This window comes from Parafrankia colletiae (assembly GCF_001854655.1).
Classification (GTDB): domain Bacteria; phylum Actinomycetota; class Actinomycetes; order Frankiales; family Frankiaceae; genus Parafrankia; species Parafrankia colletiae.
In genome coordinates, this window is record NZ_MBLM01000163.1 from 290249 (window position 1) to 307825 (window position 17577).

Genomic DNA, 17577 nt, shown 5'->3' on the forward strand with positions numbered 1-17577 from the left:
CTGACCGTCTCGAAACACAACGATGGAGATCCGTATCAGCAATCATCGCTGGGCCTTGAAGGTCGGCTACTACCACAAAGGCGACAACTGATTGCGGCTTGCGAGGCGCCGGGTTCCATGCACGGCCACCACCCAGCACCAACTGCCTGCTTCTGGACGGCCAGGTTCCCGCGAGGCGGGCCGGGTAGGTGCTCATCGTCGGCCGGGGCCGAGGGAGGCGCCATTGCCCCGGGGGCGGACGCGCCGGGGGCGGGGCCCGGTCGACAGYGCGTCGAGAGAAGGAGGCCGGCATGACCGACGAGGGCCGCAACGGGTCGGCAGGCAGGTCCGCGGGGGCTGACATCGTCGTCGGGATCGACGGATCGCCGGGTTCGGAGTCCGCGCTGCGGTGGGCCGTCACGGAGGCGTCCCGGCGCGGCGTCCGGGTGCGTGCCGTCCTCGGCTCGTGCCCACATGAGCAGCCGTCAGCTGTCCGCCGGTGGGCTGACGCGACCGCAGGTCCGCACGACGAGGGGACGCTCGCGCAGGCCGCCGGCCAGGTCCTGCACGAGGCACTCACCGACGTCGAGCTCCCGCCCGGGCTCGCCGTCGTCGAGGAGGTGGTTGACGCCCCGGGCAGCGAGGCCCTGCTCACGGCGGGCCGGGACGCCGAGATGATCGTGGTCGGGACGCGAGGCCGTGGCCTCCTCCACCGGCTGCGGATCGGTTCCGTCAGCGCCTCCGTCGCGGTGCACTCGCCCGTACCCGTCGTCGTCGTCCGCGCCCCCCGTACGGGGGATGACGACGATGCTGCGGAGCCGGCCGGGTCGGATGGACGGAGCGGGCCGCAGCCACACACGTCGGAGGCGCCGGCGCGTCCGGTGGTCGTCGGTGTGGACGGTTCACCGAACTCGCTGGCGGCGCTGCGCTGGGCCGCGGACGAGGCCGTACTGCGCGGAGCCCCCCTGCACGTCGTGCACGCCTGGCTTGCCGCGGTGCCCCTCCCGTTCGCCGAGACGTCCGGAGACATCGTGGCGGCCCTCGAGGACCAGGCCCGGGCCGTGCTGGACGACTCGATCGCACAGGTGATCGGCACGGCTGCCGGACCGGGCCAGGACGGTCCGTCGGCACCCACGCCCAGCATCCGACGGGTGCTGGTGGCGGCCTCGGCGACGCGGGCGCTGCTGGAGGAGAGCCGGGACGCCGATCTGCTGGTGGTCGGGGCTCGCGGCCGGGGCGGCTTCGCCGAGCTCCTGCTCGGATCGGTCAGCCACCAGACGATGCTGCACGCGACCGCGCCCGTGGCGATCGTCCACGGCCGCTGACCGCTGCCGCCACCGCCGTACCGGGGTCTGCGGAGTTCCCGGCCGACGTAAGGGGAACTCAGCCCCGCCGGCGCGTCGCTCCGCACTGGACGCCCGCCAGCTCTGCGCGGATCTCCTCCCAGCTACGCCAGTCGAGCCGGTCGTCGGATGCGGTCTGGTCCCACGGGTTGCGGAGGAGGATCCGCCCGGTGTGCTCGTCCGCGCCGAGGATCGCGTAGGCATGTGCGGGCACGAGCGCCGATCCGCCACCGGTCCGGTTCCGCGTGACCACGGTCACCACATCGCCGGCCGCCAGCCTGCCGGCGATGTCCGGCACCTCGACGTTCGCCGGCGGGACGCCGACGGCCTCGGCGCCGGTCAGCTGCCGCATCGCGGCGGCGGGGTCGCCGCCCTCGATACCCGCGTAGCTGCCCACCAGGCGGGCGTAGGCCTTCTCGTACAGGGCGGGCCACAGCTCCGGGTCACCGTCGGCGTTGTCCGTGTCGGCGCCGATCTCCTGGCCGGTCCTCCGGTCCACGGGAAGGCTCCGGGTCACCGTGATCTCGACCGCACTGCGCCCGGCGGATCCGGTGGCCGAGGCCGCGCGGAGACCGCGCCCCGTGTACAGGGTGACAGTGACCGTGCCGTTCGCGTTCTCCCGGAGGTTCTCGCGTAACAGCCCCGGATCCGCGTGGACGACACCGAGGAGGGCGGCGAGGAAGTAACAGTCGCCGAGCCGGCCTTGGCCGACGTCCGCCGCGGTCGCCCCCCGCACCCAGACGGGGCTCCTGCTGTGCCCGCGCCGGACGAAGCCCCCTGTGGAGGCGGTCGGCCCGAGCGCACGGCTCCACGACGGCCCCTGCTCGACCACCGGCGGTTCCAGCCCTGGGAACAGCCGGGCCACCTCGCTCACCATCGGCGGCGGCGCCTGACGCAGGATCAGGTCCCCGAGCGCGACGACGGCGGGCAGTCGGCGCAGCGTGCTCAGGTCCAGCCGGCTCGGTGCCAGGGCCACGGCCGCGGCCAGCACCTCCAGCGGGCGGCCACGTAGACCGCCGATCACCGACGTCAGCTCGCCCGGAGCTAACCGGGCCAGCCGTACGGCGATCTCAGCGAGCTCAGCCACCCCCAGCCGCAGCGGATCGGTGCCGATCAGCATCGCCAGCCCCGCGACGGGCCCCTCCGATGCGGCCGAACCGCGCGCGGCCGGACGGGGCACGGCGCGGTCAGCCGGCCGCCAGGCCTGGTCAGGCGACGGCGCCGGCCGGCGGGCGAGGCTCTCTGCGGCGTCGATCTCCGTCAGCCTGCGGTCGATCGCCTCGGCCATCTCACCGGCCTGCGCGGCCACGAGGTCGAGGCCGTGGCACACGCCCGCAGCCCGCCCGGTGGGCCCCAGCCGAGCCAGGAGGCGAACCGCTTCGTGCCCGGCCGCCCGCAGCCGGTGAGCGAGCTCCGCGAGCCGCTCCGCCGAGAAGCGGACATCCACCGGCCCGGCCGGCCCTGTTGGCCAGAAGCGCTCCGGCGGCCGGACGACCAGACGCTCCGGAGACACCGGAACGGCGGCGAGGTCGGCGGTGGCGGCGAGGTCGAGGACGTCGGCCCGCTCGCGGGCCAGGCGGGCGCCTGCGGCCAGTGCGGATGCCCAGGCTTCGATCCGGGCGTGGCATCGCTGCTGCCAGGGAGACCGCCACGTCAGGTCGTCGTCGAGGACGATCACCGGCCCGAGCAGCAGCAGGATCTGCTCCGCCGCCTGGCGCAGGGCGACGGCCGTCGCGTGCGGAGGGACGGCCCCGTCATCGCCGGCACCAGGCCGCGTGTATCCCACCGTCCCGGCCGTGCCGGCATGTCCCCACATGATCGCAAAGGTAGCGGTGGCAGCCGCTCAGGACCCGGGCCGACGGGGRGAGGCAACAAAGGGAACCGTCCGGGCTACAGCCCGGTGGCGGCCATCACCCGAAGGCAGCGGTCCTCCAGGTGGGTGACGATCTTCCAGTAGTCCCGGAAGGCGGGATTCGTCGTCTGGCCGTGGTGGTAACGGAAGTAGATCTGCTGCGCGATCACGGCGAGTCGGAACAGACCGAACACCTGGTAGAACGGCCACCGGCCGACATCCACGCCGCGGCGCTCGCCGTAGTACTCGACGATCTCGGCCCGGGTGGGCATACCGGGGGCGTGGCTCGGCTGCCGGCGGGTGTACCGGTAGACATCGTCATCGTCCGCCTGGATCCAGTAGGCGAGCGCGCCCCCGAGATCCATCAGCGGATCACCGATGGTCGCCATCTCCCAGTCGAGCACACCACTGATCCGCGGGAGCCCGTTCTCATCCGGACTGGACACATCGAAGACCACGTTGTCCAGCCGGAAGTCGTTGTGGATCACGCAGGCGGCGACGTCCTCCGGCGCGTACTCGGCCAGCCAGCTCATAACGGGCTCGAAGGACGGGACGTTCGGCGTGCGGGCATCCCGGTAGCGCCTCGTCCATCCACGGATCTGCCGGTCCACATACCCCTGGCCGCGCCCCAGGTCCGACAGGCCGTGGGCGGCCGGGTCGATGTCGTGCAGGGCCACCAGCAGGTCGAAGACACCGAAGGCGAGTTGGCGGGTCCGCACCGGGTCGAGAGTCAGCGACCTCGGGAACTCCGACCGCGGAATCACCCCGGCGACCCGCTCCATGACGTAGAAGTCGGAGCCGATCACCGCCGGGTCGTCACAGAAGGCGATCACCCGCGGCACGTACGGGAAGGCCGGCCGCAGGCGGGCCTGCACTCGGTACTCCCGGCCCATGTCGTGCGCCCCGGAGGCCTTCCGGCCCCGCGGCGGGCGGCGCAGGACGAGATCGACGTTCTCGTAGCGCAACAGGTAGGTCAGGTTCGAGGCGCCTCCGGAGAACTGCCGGACCTCGGGGCGCCCCGGGGCAGGAAGCACGCCGGTGTACGGTGCGGCGCTGTTGGGCGGAACGGCCCCGTTGTCGGTCGCCTCGGCGGATGCCCCGAGGTGCCGGCGGAGCCAGTCGTCCACCGCGGGTACGTCGAGCGCGTCCTCGTCCCGCACCGGGCGCGACCCAGCTAGATCATCCACGGCCATCCGTCGAGCCTAGTGCCGACGCAGTCGGGAGGATCGGGACACCGGTCCGGATAACCGTTGCGCCGTAGGCATCCGCCGGGTCACCGGCCGCCGGGTTGCCGGCCGCCGCGTCACCCCACGGCCCACGCTCTCGGCAGCGTCAGGCGGTGCGGCCGGCGGCCGGATCCGCGCCGGGCGGTCGAGCCGCTTCGCCGGGCGGGTCACCGGACACGGCGGACACCGCGGACGAGGCGGACGAGGCGGACGAGGCGGACACGGCGCGCTCGGCAGGACCGGGCAGCAGGCGCTGCTCCGGCAGACCGGTGACCGGCCTGCCACTTTCCTGGCGGGCGCGGGGCACCGATCTGATTCCGGCCGAAGCGCTGGTCAGCGCAGTCGCCGCGGTCCTGTCGCGGGTCGGCCGCAACCGCCGGCGGGAGCCAGTGGCCAGGCACGCCAGCCTGGTCCGCACCGAGGGCCGGCTCAGCTGAACCGCGATGGCTACCAGCCCGCCGCCGATGACCCCGTCCATCCAGTAGTGATTGGCAGTGATCACCACGACGATGATGGTGATCACGGGATGGGCGAGGATCACCCAGCGGGCGCGCGTCCGCAGAATCGTGATCACTCCCCAGGCGACCAGGATCGACCAGCCGACGTGCAGGCTCGGCATGGCTGCGTACTGGTTGGCCACCGTGTCGCCGGCGGTGTAGGGCGTGGGGCCGAAGACCGCGCCGGTGTCGACCAGCGTCACGTGCGGCATGACCTGGGGCAGGAACCTCGGGGGCGCCAGCGGGTACAGCATGTGGATCAGGAGTGCCGCGCTGGTGGAGGCCAGGATGACCAGCCGCACCCGGGGCCACGCGTCCCGGTGCCGGACCAGGACCCACAGCAGGAACGTGATGGACGCCGGGAAGTGGACGCCGATGTAGAAGCGGTTCGCGAGCTCCAGCAGATGCGTGGAGTGCAGCGCGAGCTGCTGGATCGCGGACTCGCTGGGCAGGTCGAGGAGCCGTTCGACGTTCCAGACATCCCTGGCGTTCGCCAGGGCCTGCGGCTCCCGGCCGACGGCCATCCGGCGCCCCATGCGATAGATCATGTAGAGCAGCGCGAGGAGCAGGACCTGACCGCCGAAGAACAGCGCGGACGAGGTCGCGCGCCCCAGCCTGGTCGCGTGTAGCCACGAACTCCTCAGCGCGACGGCGACCGGCCCGTCCCCGGACCTCGCCTRCTCACGCCAAGGAATCGGAATGCTCACCATGAGCCCCACCGGCGCATCTCACGCCCTCCCGCCGACATGCCCCGTTAACCTCCCGTTCCTACCGGCCGATCGGTAAGCAGAGCAAGGACCCRGTCTCTGTGACACCACACTCATCTCCGCTCACCCGCCGATGAGTGACGCTGCGTGACGTCTCGCCCGAGCCTGTTGGTCGGCCTGCCGCCCCTCCCGACTCGCCGGCTGGCGGTCGAGTGACAGTGAGATAAACCAACAGCGAACAACCCTCGGCTATTTCCACCACATTGGAACCTTTGTCCTACCCGCCTGTCGGATTTTCGACACAGGATGACCATGAGGGCACTCCGGCCACACCACGCCCAGACGGCTGACATGGGACTCCGGCGGACCGTAGGCGGCATATCGGCGCCTGTCACGTCCTGCCCTCCGGCCGAGACATCACCCACAGCAGCGCTCCGGACAGCCAGCCTATGTCCAATATCACATTTATCGCGGACGGCACGGCAACCATCGCGCTCTGCAGACACGTCGGTTCGCGGCGAAGCACCGCAAAATTGATGAAGCGGACCTTTGTGGCAGGGCCTCCTTCTCACCTGCCCGGGACCGCGAACCGTGTTACTCCGGAGCTACCGCACACCCAGGGCCGAAGGGAGAAACATCATGTACGCATCGGTAGGCGACCGCTTCGTCGTCCACGGCCGCACGGTGGGAGACCCGGAGCGCCACGGGGTGATCATCGAGGTCCGCGGGACGGGCGGCGGGCCGCCGTTCATGGTCCGCTGGGATGACGGGCATGAGGGGCTGTTCTTCCCCGGCGCCGATTCCACCATCGAGCTGCGGCCGGAGCGGGAGCACGTGACGGTATGAGCACGTGACGGTATGAGCACCTGAGGATGCGGTCCGCGGCCCGGGCGAAAATTCCGGGTCGTGGGGGTCGGCACCCGGATGTGATGTGCGCTATACACCTTRCAAACCGATCTCCGGGCGGTCCGAACGGCCGCCCGGGCGCCACGTTGATCCCCGGAGAGCATCCTGATGCCAAGTTCGCCAGTGCCGTCGGACGGATCCGCCCGAGGCGGCAGATCGACCCGTTTCTGGTCGGGCCTGGGTCGCGTGGTCGGACGTCGGACTGGCGTGGTCGCGGCGGTTGCCGCGCTCGTCACCGTGGTGCTGGGGTTCGGCCTGACCAGGCTGGAGTTCACCACCGGTCAGGAGAACTACCTCAACCCCGACTCCCAGGTCGCCAAGGACAACGTCGCCTACCAGCAGCTTTTCGGCGGCCAGGCGATGATCACACTCTTCACCACGAAGCCGGACGCCGACCTCGTCGACCTCTTCACGCCCGGCAACGTCCAGAAGTTCCGTGAGCTGTCCACCAGCCTGGAGAAGGATCCCGGCGTCGAGAGTGTGATCACTCCACTTACGGCKCTCGAGTTTACCGAGAATCTTGTGACCAGCCCGGACGGACAGATTCTGCACAGTCCGGCAGCCAAGATCCTGCTTGCCGCCCAGGCCCGCGATCCGGATCCGAGGTCCGCTGAACTGCGGTTGGCCGACTCGCTCCRCACACTGGAACGCATCAACAGCATTCCGGCGGATCAGCGTTCGGTTGACGACGCCGCCTGGATCGAATTCCTGCTTTACGACAACACCGGCGCGGTCCGCAAGTCGCTGCAGTCCTTCTTTCCGACCGAGCACACCGCCCAGATGATCGTGCGGCTGCAGGGCAACGCGTCGATCGAGGAGGAGGGCGAGGGCGCCACCGTCACCGAGGCCGCGATGGCTCGCATGACCTTCGACAACGCCGACGTCATGACGACCGGTGCCGCCGTGCTCCTGCGGGACATCAACGACTACCTGCGGGGCGGGTTCCTCACCCTCGGTGGCATCTCGCTGATCATCATGGCCGGTCTGCTGCTGGTCGCGTTCGCCGTCCGCTGGCGGCTGCTGCCCCTGGCCGTGGTGGGTGTCGGACTGGTCTGGGCCTTCGGTCTCGCCGGCTACCTGGGCATCCCGCTGTCGGTGGTGACGATCGCCGGCATGCCCGTCCTGCTCGGTGTCGGCATCGACTTCGCGGTGCAGCTGCACAGCCGGGTCGAGGAGGAGGCCCAGCTCGACCGGGCCCGTGATCCGGTCGCGGAGGCGCTGGCGCGGCTCATGCCCGCACTGGCGCTGGCCACCGTCGCCGGGGTCGTCGCGTTCCTCGCGCTGGAGTTCAGCGAGGTGCCGATGATCCGCGACTTCGGTGTGCTGTTGGCGATCGGACTGCCCGTCATCGTGCTCGCGACAGTGCTGCTGAGCGCCGCCTCGCTCGGGTTCCGCGAGCGCCGGGCACCGACCGCACCGAAGGACTACTCCCGCGGCCCGCTCGGGCGGACTGTGGTCTGGCTCGGGTCGCTGCCCCGCGCGGCCGCGATCCCGCTCGTCGTGCTCTCCACCGCGATCTTCGCCGGCGGTCTGGTCGTCGAGGGCGATCTGAAGGTCCAGACCGACCCGGAGAAGTGGGTCAGCCAGGACTCCCAGGTCGTGCACAACATCCAGGACCTCAAGGCGCAGACGGGCTCCAGCAGCGAGCTCGGCGTCTTTATCCAGTCCGACGACATCTTCGACGACCGGACGGTCCGGTTCGTCCACGACTTCGCCCATCAGCAGCTCGACGAGCACCCCCGCGAGCTGCTGACCGTGTCGAGTCTCGTGACCACCATCAGTTTCCTGATGGAGGTGCCCGACACCACGCTGCTCGCACCGACCGGCGAGGACATCCGGCTGGCCTACGGGGTCACTCCGGAGCCGATCAGGCAGAGCACCGTCAACACGGACGGCCGGGCGCTCAACATGATCTTCCGCACCGGGCCGGGGGCGTTGGAGGAACGCGCCGTCGTCGTGAACGACATCCGGGAGACGGTCGCACCGCCCGAGGGGATCCGCGCCACACCGTCCGGGCTTGCCGTGGTCGGCACGGGGCTGCTGGAGAACTTCGAGAAGAACCGGGTGGAGCTGACCTACTTCGCGCTGATCGGCGTCTTCCTCATCCTGCTCCTGCGCTACCTGAACATCGTCCGCGCGGTGGTCTCCGTGGTTCCGGTGCTGATCGCGGTGGKTCTCACCGCGATCGTCTCCCACCTCGCGGGCTTCGAGCTCAGMCCGCTGACGGCGGTCGGCGGCCCGCTGGTGATCGCGCTCTGCGCCGAGTTCACCACTCTGATCGTGATGCGCCACATCGAGGAGCGGCGGCGGGGACGCGACCCGCAGGCGGCCACCGAAGAGGCCGCGGCCCGGACCGGGCGGGCCTTCATGGTGTCGGCACTGGCCGCAGTGATCGGAATCGTGGTCCTCGCGTTCAGCTCGCTGCCGCTGCTGCGGGACTTCGGCCTGGTCGTGGCCCTGAACGTCGGCATCGCGCTGCTCTCCGCCCTGATCGTGCTGCCGCCGCTGCTCCTGTGGGCGGACGAGCGCGGCTGGGTCTACCGCGAGTCGCGGCGCGTGCCACCGGAGGCCGGTCCGCGGGTCGCTGCGGCCGGTGCCTCGGCCTCCCCGGCATCGACGGCCACCGAGCCCGGAGCGGGCGGGCCGTCCGGCGCCTGACACCCGGCACCTGACGCCCGGACGCCCGACGCCCGGACGCCCGACCACGGCGTCCGGGCATCCGGGCATCCGGAACCCGACAGCGGAGGCCCGACCCGACCGGTGCCCGACAGCGAACGTCCGACTGCGGGCCCGGCGGCTGATGTGACGCGACCGGACCGGGTCTTCGCCGTTCCGGTCCACTGTGGCACGCTCAACTGACTCGTACCTTCGTCTGCCGACGGCAGTCCGACAGGCGGCCGGCAGCGAAACGTGACACCGCAGTAGAGGCTCGGCAGCCATCCGAGCGCAATGAGGAGAGGGCATGACTTTCGACTTCAAGGTCGCGGATCTCGCGCTGGCCGAGTTCGGCCGCAAGGAGATCCGGCTTGCCGAGCACGAGATGCCCGGGCTGATGGYGACCCGCGCCGAATACGCGGCCAGCCAGCCCCTCAAGGGCGCCCGGATCATGGGCTCGCTGCACATGACGATCCAGACCGCGGTCCTGATCGAGACGCTGGTCGCGCTCGGCGCCGACGTGCGGTGGGTCTCCTGCAACATCTTCTCCACCCAGGACCACGCGGCGGCCGCCGTGGTCGTCGGGCGGAACGGCTCGAAGGACGACCCGCAGGGCGTACCCGTCTTCGCCTGGAAGGGCGAGACGCTGGAGGAGTACTGGTGGTGCACCGACCAGGCGCTGGCCTGGCCGGACGGCGGCGCCCCCAACATGATCCTCGACGACGGTGGTGACGCGACCCTCCTCGTCCACAAGGGCGCCGAGTTCGAGCGGGCGGGCGCGGTCCCCGCGACCGACCCCTCGGACTCCGAGGAGTACGCGATCATCCTGGACACGCTGCGCCGGACGATCTCCGAGAAGCCCGGCCGGTGGACCGCCGCCGCCTCCTCGATCAAGGGTGTCACCGAGGAGACCACGACCGGTGTGCACCGGCTGTACGAGATGGCCCGGGCGGGCACGCTGGCATTCCCGGCCATCAACGTGAACGACTCGGTCACCAAGTCGAAGTTCGACAACAAGTACGGCTGCCGCCACTCCGTCATCGACGGGCTGAACCGGGCGACCGACGTGCTCATCGGTGGCAAGGTCGCGGTCGTCGCCGGTTACGGCGACGTCRGCAAGGGCTGCGCGGACGCCCTGCGCGGCCAGGGTGCCCGGGTCATCGTCACCGAGATCGACCCGATCTGCGCCCTGCAGGCCGCGATGGACGRCTTCCAGGTCCTCACCCTCGAGGACGTCGTCTCGACCGCCGACATCTTCGTGACGACCACCGGCAACTACGACATCATCACGGCGAAGCACATGGCCGCGATGAAGCACCAGGCGATCGTCTCCAACATCGGCCACTTCGACAACGAGATCGACATGGCCGGCCTGGCGAAGATCGAGGGCATCGAGAAGATCAACATCAAGCCGCAGGTCGACGAGTGGGTGTTCCCGGACGGGCACTCGATCATCGTCCTGGCCGAGGGCCGGCTGATGAACCTCGGCTGCGCCACCGGCCACCCGAGCTTCGTCATGTCGAACAGCTTCACCAACCAGGTGATCGCGCAGATCGAGCTGTTCACCAAGACCGACCAGTACCCGCTCGGCGTGTACATCCTGCCGAAGCACCTTGACGAGAAGGTCGCCCGGCTGCACCTGGACGCGCTCGGCGTCAAGCTCACGACGCTGAGCAAGCAGCAGGCCGACTACATCGGCGTCCCGGTGGAGGGCCCGTACAAGGCGGACCACTACCGCTACTGATCGACCGGCGCGCCAGAGCGCCAGAGCGCCAGAGCGTGCGAAGGGCCGTCCCGGTCACCCGGGGCGGCCCTTCGCCGTGTCCGAACCAGCTGCCCCGCCGGCCCCGTCGGTCAGGACGTCGGCACAGGCAGGGCTCCTTCGACCGCCCCGGCCGCTGCGGCTTCGGGCGGGGCGGTGCGGAACCAGCACACAGCCGTCCAGGCCGTGCCGGACCGCGCCGCATCGCTCCCGGCAGCAGGTTCCGCCGCACCGGCAGCGGTGTCGGTGGCCTCCTCCTCCGCCGAGGCCAGCGTGTACCAGCCATCGGGTAGGTAGGCCCCCGAACGGGCCACTGTCGGGGTGTCGTAGTCGGCCGGGATCTCGTCGGGAACCACCAGCTCCCTTGCGCCTGGCGGGCACTCCAGCCCGTTGGACGCCGTGATCCGCGAGCCGGGCTGCCGACGCCCCGGCCCGGTGTCACACAGCACCGCCGACCGGGGCGGCCAGAAGGCCGCCGTCTGCGCGTAGTGGCCCGCGGTCAGATGCACCGGCGCGCCCGGATCGGGTTCCCCGGTCGGGTCCGCGACGTCGAACTGGCGGTCGCTGCGGCATTCCGCCGCCGGGGTGCCGCCCGCGTGCGCCGCGGGCTGAYCGACGATCACGAGAGAACCCACGGTGGTCAGCACGGCCGCCATCCCCACCCGGCCCGGTGCGTGTGATCGGTCCAGGCGATGCGAGCGGCCCACTCCGCGTGGTCGAGGCGATCGATGTGGCAGGCGTGATCGTGGAAATGTCATCAGCAGTACCCCTCCCTGTACGGGGAGTCAGACAAACATGTCGGACGGACGCCGACCCGCAGGTGCCGGGCAACACACGCCCTGTCGGCTTGGCGACAGCCGGTGCCCGGACCTGACACCGCGGCGATCCGTGCCGGGTATACGCGCGCGGACGTCCGCACCCGCGCGGACAGTGGGTGCTTTCTGCCCCGCCATCCAGCCAGCGAATCACGACAAAACAATGCTGATACGCCGATCGGGGCTTCAGGACGACAGCCGGCCCACAGCACGAACGACCCCAGATGAGGATGGTCCGGCCCGGAGGGGTAGGAATCCCTCAGACCCTCCGACCCTAGAGGAAAMCGTGAATCGTCCAGACCTGAGGCCACCGGACCACACGACGCCAGCCAGGATCCCGGTCCCGGCCAGCACCTCGGCCGCGGCCGGGAGCTCGGCTCCCACCAGAAACCAGCGGGGCTGACCGTGCCGGCCACCCTTTACCCACCGGCACGGTACCGCCCCGTCCGGAACACCTCGGGCAGCATGACGCAGCCGACCCGTGGCCTGATTCCCCATGTCCAGGTCGGCACGGGCTCGCTGTTCGGCTGGTTCGACAATCCGGCCAGCGAGGTGAGCTCGCACCTGTGGCTGTCGAAGGGCGGCGAGTTCGAGCAGTACGTCCCGTTCGATCGCCGTGCCTGGGCGCAGGCCGCCGGCAATCCGTTCTGGATCAGTGTCGAGTGCGAGGGGTACGACACCGAGGACTACACGCCGATCCAGATCCAGCGGCTCGGCGAGCTGTTCGCCTGGGGGATCCGCGAGTTCGGCTGGCGGGCCGAGATCACCGACGCGACCAACGGCTACGGCATCGGCACCCACCGCATGGGCGGCGCTTCCTGGGGCGGCCACTCCTGCCCGGGGAACATCCGGGCGAACCGCCGCGGTGACATCCTCGCCGCAGCGGTGGGCGCGCCCTCGTTCGCGGACCCTCGCCAACGCTATGCGGGCATGCCCACCCTGCGGGAGGGCTCTCGCGGCGCGGCCGTGGTCACGCTGCAGAACGCGCTGAACATCATCTTCGGGCACGAGGCGACGTCCGGTGACCCCTTCAGGCTCGTCCCGGACGGGGCCTACGGCCCGCAGACCGCCGCCCGGGTGGCCTCGCTGCAGCGTTACGCGACGCCCTGGTTCGGGCGCATCCCCGACGACGGCATCTGCGGCCCCGCCACCTGGCGCAAGATCGGTTACGTGCTCACCGGAATGAACCGGCAGGTCTGACGCTGCCGGGCCGGGCGGCGGGCAGACGCCGGCCGACCCACGCCCGGACCCGACCCCTCGCCCCGCGTCCGTGCTCAGGCCTGGCGCAGCGCGTCGGCGAACGAGACGCGGGCACCGGTGCGCAGCACCGCGTTGTGGTAGATCCGCCCGGTGGCCCGCAGGAGCACACCGATCAGCGCGAGCGCCAGCAGGACCGAGACGACGAGTTGCCAGACCGGCGCGACCCCGAGCGCGATCCGCATCGGCATGAGGACCGGGGAGAACAACGGCACCATCGACAGCACGGCGATGAGGCCGTTGTCAGGGTCTCCGGGCACGATCGAGATGCCCAGCACCCAGGGGACGACGAGCGCCAGGACGATGGGGCTGGAAATGCCGCCGAGGTCCTCCTGCCGGGAGACCATCGCGCCGATCGCGGCGAAGGGCAGCGCGTACAGGAAGAACCCGATCACATACCAGACCACGGACCAGACCACAGTTCCGGTCGCCTCGTTCGACGGCAGCGTGAGCGCGCCGGTGACCAACGAGGCCACCAGCCCGCCGCCGGCGAGGACCACCATCTGGATCAGCGCGACGATGCCGATGCCCAGAACCTTGCCCGCCATCAGCATCCATGGCCGGACCGTGGACAGCAGCAGTTCGACGACCCGGCTCGACTTCTCCTCCACCACACCCTGGGACACCGCAGGCCCGTACAGCATCAGCCCCATGTAGATCAGTAGTGCCGAGGCGATCCCGAGGACGAGACGCTCGCCCTGCTGGTCGGGCGCCGGATCGAGCGCGGTGACCTGGACGTCGGCGGCGGCCACCGTCTCGTTGACCCGGGCCGGGTCGCCGCCGAGCACACTGATCTCGTTGTCGAGCACCTGCTGGCGCGCCAGAACGGCCAGGACACCGCGCAGGTCGTCGCTCAGATCCTCCCGGACCGCGACCCGCAGGCCGCTCGGTGCCGCGGTGACCAGCGCGTCCAGGTCGCCGTCGGAGACCTCGCGCAGGCCGGTGGCCTCGTCGGGGACGTCCCGTGTGGTGACGTCGACGTCCAGGCTCGCGGCGACGGCCGCGAGCGGGCTGGTGAGCGCGGACTCCGCCGCGACGACGCCGACCGACTCCGAGGACTCCCGGCCGCTCACCAGATCGATCACTACCGCGGCTCCGACCAGGAGCACGAGCAGGGCACCGGTCGTGATCAGAAAGACCTTGGAGCGCAACCGCAGGCCGAGCTCACGGCCCGCGACCAGGCGCACCGTGGCCCAGGGACTCAGCGCCGGGTAGAGCCCATCGGCCYCCCCGCCCCCGCCCCCGCCCGCACCCTCGCTCCCGCTGCCGCTCCCGCCGGCCCCGCCGGCCCCGCCGGCCCCGCCAGCTGCCGGGGGCCCGCCCTGCACCGGGATGCCGGAGCCTGCCCGCGGGCCGCCGGTAGGCCCGAGATCGGGTTCCTGGTTCACGCCCTCGTCCCCTCGTCCACCGTTCTCGTCCCTTCGCCCACGGCCGTCCGGTCGTCCGGCGCACCGCTGGCACCGGCGTCGCCCGCGTTCACCGCGGAGCGGAAAAGCTCGGACAGCGACGGCCGGCGCCGCCGGAACTCCCGGACCGGCCCGGCAGCCAACGCCCGGCGCAGCAGGTCCTGGTCGTCCGCGCCGGGTGCGAGGTCGACGACCGTGCGGTCGCCCTCGGTGTGCCGGACGGTGATGCCAGGCAGGTCCAGCGCCCAGCCGGAGGGGGCTCTCGGCACCTCGACGATGATCTGCTCAATGCCGCCGGCCCGCAGCTCGTCGACCGCGCCGCACGCGACCATGCGCCCCGAGGCGACGATGCCGACGCGGTCGCAGAGCCGTTCGACGAGCTCCAGCTGATGGCTGGAGAACACCACCGGAACCCCGGCGGCGCTCCGCTCGCGCAGCACCTGGCTCATCACGTCGACGGCCACCGGGTCCAGCCCGGAGAACGGCTCGTCGAGGACGAGAACCTCCGGGTCGTGGACGAGCGCGGCGGCCAGCTGCACCCGCTGCTGGTTGCCGAGGCTGAGGTTCTGGACCTCGTCGTCGCGGCGCGCCGCGACCCCGAGACGCTCCAGCCACGCCTCGGCGCTGCGGCCGGCGGCCGCGGCCGGCATCCCGTGCAGGCGGGCGAGATAGACGATCTGGTCACGGACCTTCATCTTCGGGTAGAGGCCGCGCTCCTCCGGCATGTACCCGATACGGCGCCGCACGGCGAGGTCGACCGGCCGGCCCGCCCAGCGGACCTCGCCCGCGTCGGCGGCGAGAACCCCGAGCGCGATCCGCATGGTGGTGGTCTTGCCTGCGCCGTTGCTCCCGACGAACCCGAACAGCTCCCCGGCCCGGACGTCGAAGGTCATCCCGTCGAGGGCGATCACCTCTCCGTAGCGCTTGCGCACGCCGTCGATCTCGAGACGCCTGTCCGTCACCGGTCACCTCCACATCGCGCCCGCCCCATGGACGACGCCATAGTAACCCGTTAAAGTGATATCACTTTGATATCGGGGTCGGGGTCGCGACGCGCGTCGCGGGACACATCCGGCCAGCGCGGTCCAGCTCGCCCAGCAACACCTGGAGGCACACATGGCCACCGAGACACCACAGACCGGACCCACCCACGGCGTCGACATGCCCGCGCCGAGCGTGGGCGAACATCCCGCAAAGAACGCCTCCGGCCTCGTCGCGCTGCTGGCAGGGCTGGTCGGTCTACTGGTCGGCATCACGGTCGCGGTGCTGGGCATCGTGCTCGCGGCCGACGATCACGCCGCGCCGGGCGCCGCCCTCGTCGTCGTCGGTGTGCTCGGCGTCGTCGCCGTGCTCATCGCGCTGTGCGGCCTCACGGCGGTCTCCCCTGGTGAGGCCCGCGTCGTCACACTGTTCGGGCGGTACGTCGGAACGGTGCGGACCACCGGCCTGCGCTGGGTGAACCCGTTCACGACCCGGCGGAAGGTCTCGACCCGGATCCGCAACCACGAGAGCGGCGTAGCCAAGGTCAACGACGMGGACGGGAACCCGATCGAGATCGCGGCCGTCGTGGTCTGGCAGGTCAGGGACACCGCGCAGGCAGTGTTCGAGGTGGACGACTTCGTCGAGTTCGTGGCCATCCAGTCCGAGACGGCGGTCCGGCACATCGCGACCAGCTACCCCTACGACGCCGGGCCCGAGGTCATGTCGCTGCGCGACAACGCCGAGGAGATCACGGCGCGGCTCTCCCAGGAGATCTCGACGCGGGTCGCCTCCGCCGGTGTACGGATCATCGAGTCCCGCATCACCCGGCTCGCCTACGCGCCCGAGATCGCCCAGGCGATGCTGCGCCGTCAGCAGGCGGGCGCCGTCGTCGCGGCCCGGTCAAAGATCGTCGAAGGTGCCGTGGGGATGGTCGAGGCAGCCCTGGAGCGGCTCGACCGCGAGAACATCATCGAGCTGGACGAGGAACGGAAGGCAGCCATGGTGAGCAACCTGCTCGTGGTGCTGTGYAGCGAACAGTCCACACAACCGGTCGTGAACGCCGGAACTCTCTACTCCTGAGCCCCGGAGCCAGGAAACGCCGTGGTCGAACGCAAGAAGATTCTGCTGCGCCTCGATCCCGCCGTGCACGACGCACTGGCGCGCTGGGCGTCGGACGAGCTGCGCAGCACCAACGCCCAGATCGAGCACCTGCTGCGCGCGGCGCTCGCCGCACGCGGCCGGCTCCCCCGGGACGTCGGGGCCATCCCCCGGCGGGGCCGGCCCCGCAACGAGACCGAGACCAGGCCCGTGGCCGAGCCCGTGACCGAGACCGAGCCCGAGCCCGAGCCCGGCATCCCCGAAGGCCACATCCCCGGCTCCGACTCCGCGACACCCGAGGACCATCACCCAACGTGATCAAAACAACGCTGAAGGAAACCCGCGGCCGGCCCGCCGGGGCCGGCCGGAGCAGTAGGAGGCCCGCTGTGGAGCCACCCTCGTCCCTGCCAGGCCAGCTTTTTCTGCTGGCCTACGACCTGGACCGCGATCGCATGCGCCGATCGCCCTACCTCGGCCGTGCGCTGCGGGCGGCCGCCCTCACCGAGCTCCGGCAGCAGGGCGCGATCGCCGACGAACGGGGCCGGGTCCGGCTCGTGCCCGCGTCCGCCGCCGGTCGGCACCCCCGTCCGAAGACACCGGGCCGGGGAGCGCCCGGCCGCGACGCCCTGTCCGCGGCCGTGGCCGAGGAGATCAGCGCCCGGTCGCGGCCCCGCAAGTGGCGGCACTGGGTGGACAGGAACCAGCGGGCGGCCGTCCGGACAGTGCGGGACGAGCTCGCAGCCGGGCACTGGATCAGGGTGGAGCACCGCCGGATCCTCGCAGTCATCCCCTCGACGACCGTCACCGTGCGGGACAGGGCCATGGTGCGTCGGCTCCATGGCACGGTGGACCAGGTGCTGCGGGTCGGTTCGAGCGCCGGGGCCGATCCGGTCGCCGCCAGCCTGGCGGCGCTCCTCGGGGCGGGCGAGATCGGCGCGCTTCGCAGCTGGCGGGCCCGGCGGGCTGTCCGGCACCGGCTTGCCGCGATGGAGCCGGTGGCCGGTCCCGCCGTCGCGGCGCTGCGCGCCGCCGTGCGCTCCCAGAAATCCGAGGGTGCTTGAGCGTCCGGGCGGCAGGGATCAACTCGGATCAG

General features: G+C 71.2%; 14 protein-coding genes. 8 read left to right on the plus strand and 6 right to left on the minus strand.

The window, feature by feature from the left end; genetic code table 11:
- Positions 1-290: 290 nt before the first annotated feature.
- Complete coding sequence (locus CC117_RS31110) at positions 291-1304, plus strand: universal stress protein (RefSeq protein WP_071091039.1); 1014 nt, start codon at positions 291-293, stop codon at positions 1302-1304.
- A gap of 58 nt (positions 1305-1362) precedes the next feature.
- On the opposite strand, the gene CC117_RS31115 is transcribed toward CC117_RS31110, so the two are convergent.
- From CC117_RS31115 to CC117_RS31125, 3 genes are all read right to left on the minus strand, one after another.
- The gene (locus CC117_RS31115; protein ID WP_241830580.1) at positions 1363-3108 is read right to left on the minus strand and encodes a C2 family cysteine protease; all 1746 of its coding nucleotides are present in this window, start codon (positions 3106-3108) and stop codon (positions 1363-1365) included.
- A gap of 104 nt (positions 3109-3212) precedes the next feature.
- Positions 3213-4367, minus strand: coding sequence for a phosphotransferase family protein (locus CC117_RS31120; RefSeq protein WP_241830581.1), 1155 nt, complete (start codon positions 4365-4367; stop codon positions 3213-3215).
- 139 nt (positions 4368-4506) lie between these two features.
- On the minus strand, positions 4507-5607 hold the full coding sequence (locus CC117_RS31125) for a phosphatase PAP2 family protein (RefSeq protein ID WP_071091044.1): 1101 nt from the start codon (positions 5605-5607) through the stop codon (positions 4507-4509).
- A gap of 636 nt (positions 5608-6243) precedes the next feature.
- Between CC117_RS31125 and CC117_RS31130 the strand changes: the two genes are divergently transcribed.
- The 3 genes from CC117_RS31130 (at position 6244) to ahcY (ending at position 10909) form a co-directional block, all read left to right on the plus strand.
- Positions 6244-6450 carry a DUF1918 domain-containing protein gene (locus CC117_RS31130; protein ID WP_071091047.1) on the plus strand — a complete coding sequence of 69 codons (207 nt, stop codon included), beginning with the start codon at positions 6244-6246 and terminating at the stop codon, positions 6448-6450.
- 168 nt (positions 6451-6618) lie between these two features.
- Positions 6619-9168 (plus strand): efflux RND transporter permease subunit, encoded by a 2550-nt coding sequence (locus CC117_RS31135; protein WP_071091052.1) that lies wholly within the window; start codon positions 6619-6621, stop codon positions 9166-9168.
- Positions 9169-9472: 304 nt separating this feature from the next.
- Positions 9473-10909, plus strand: coding sequence for an adenosylhomocysteinase (ahcY, locus tag CC117_RS31140; protein ID WP_071091055.1), 1437 nt, complete (start codon positions 9473-9475; stop codon positions 10907-10909).
- Between the two features lie 110 nt (positions 10910-11019).
- On the opposite strand, the gene CC117_RS31145 is transcribed toward ahcY, so the two are convergent.
- Complete coding sequence (locus tag CC117_RS31145) at positions 11020-11583, minus strand: hypothetical protein (RefSeq protein WP_071091058.1); 564 nt, start codon at positions 11581-11583, stop codon at positions 11020-11022.
- Positions 11584-12147: 564 nt separating this feature from the next.
- Between CC117_RS31145 and CC117_RS31150 the strand changes: the two genes are divergently transcribed.
- Positions 12148-12942, plus strand: coding sequence for a peptidoglycan recognition protein family protein (locus tag CC117_RS31150; protein WP_071091061.1), 795 nt, complete (start codon positions 12148-12150; stop codon positions 12940-12942).
- A gap of 74 nt (positions 12943-13016) precedes the next feature.
- On the opposite strand, the gene CC117_RS31155 is transcribed toward CC117_RS31150, so the two are convergent.
- Positions 13017-14387 carry an ABC transporter permease gene (locus CC117_RS31155; RefSeq protein WP_084133055.1) on the minus strand — a complete coding sequence of 457 codons (1371 nt, stop codon included), beginning with the start codon at positions 14385-14387 and terminating at the stop codon, positions 13017-13019.
- Positions 14384-15367, minus strand: a complete 984-nt coding sequence (locus CC117_RS31160; protein ID WP_071091064.1) for an ABC transporter ATP-binding protein — start codon at positions 15365-15367, stop codon at positions 14384-14386. The genes CC117_RS31155 and CC117_RS31160 overlap by 4 nt, the downstream gene beginning before the upstream one ends.
- A gap of 154 nt (positions 15368-15521) precedes the next feature.
- Between CC117_RS31160 and CC117_RS31165 the strand changes: the two genes are divergently transcribed.
- From CC117_RS31165 to CC117_RS31175, 3 genes are all read left to right on the plus strand, one after another.
- Positions 15522-16466, plus strand: a complete 945-nt coding sequence (locus CC117_RS31165; protein ID WP_071091067.1) for an SPFH domain-containing protein — start codon at positions 15522-15524, stop codon at positions 16464-16466.
- A gap of 21 nt (positions 16467-16487) precedes the next feature.
- Positions 16488-16802, plus strand: a complete 315-nt coding sequence (locus CC117_RS39575; protein ID WP_084133056.1) for a hypothetical protein — start codon at positions 16488-16490, stop codon at positions 16800-16802.
- A gap of 68 nt (positions 16803-16870) precedes the next feature.
- Entirely contained in the window at positions 16871-17545 is a 675-nt protein-coding gene (locus CC117_RS31175) for a GOLPH3/VPS74 family protein (protein WP_071091070.1), read from the plus strand.
- Positions 17546-17577: the final 32 nt, after the last annotated feature.

Bases quoted from the DNA above. Each gene is read 5' to 3' on its own strand.
- CC117_RS31110 (WP_071091039.1), top strand. From the start codon at position 291: ATGACCGACGAGGGCCGCAACGGGTCGGCAGGCAGGTCCGCGGGGGCT.
- CC117_RS31120 (WP_241830581.1), bottom strand. From the start codon at position 4,367: ATGGCCGTGGATGATCTAGCTGGGTCGCGCCCGGTGCGGGACGAGGAC.
- CC117_RS31130 (WP_071091047.1), top strand. From the start codon at position 6,244: ATGTACGCATCGGTAGGCGACCGCTTCGTCGTCCACGGCCGCACGGTG.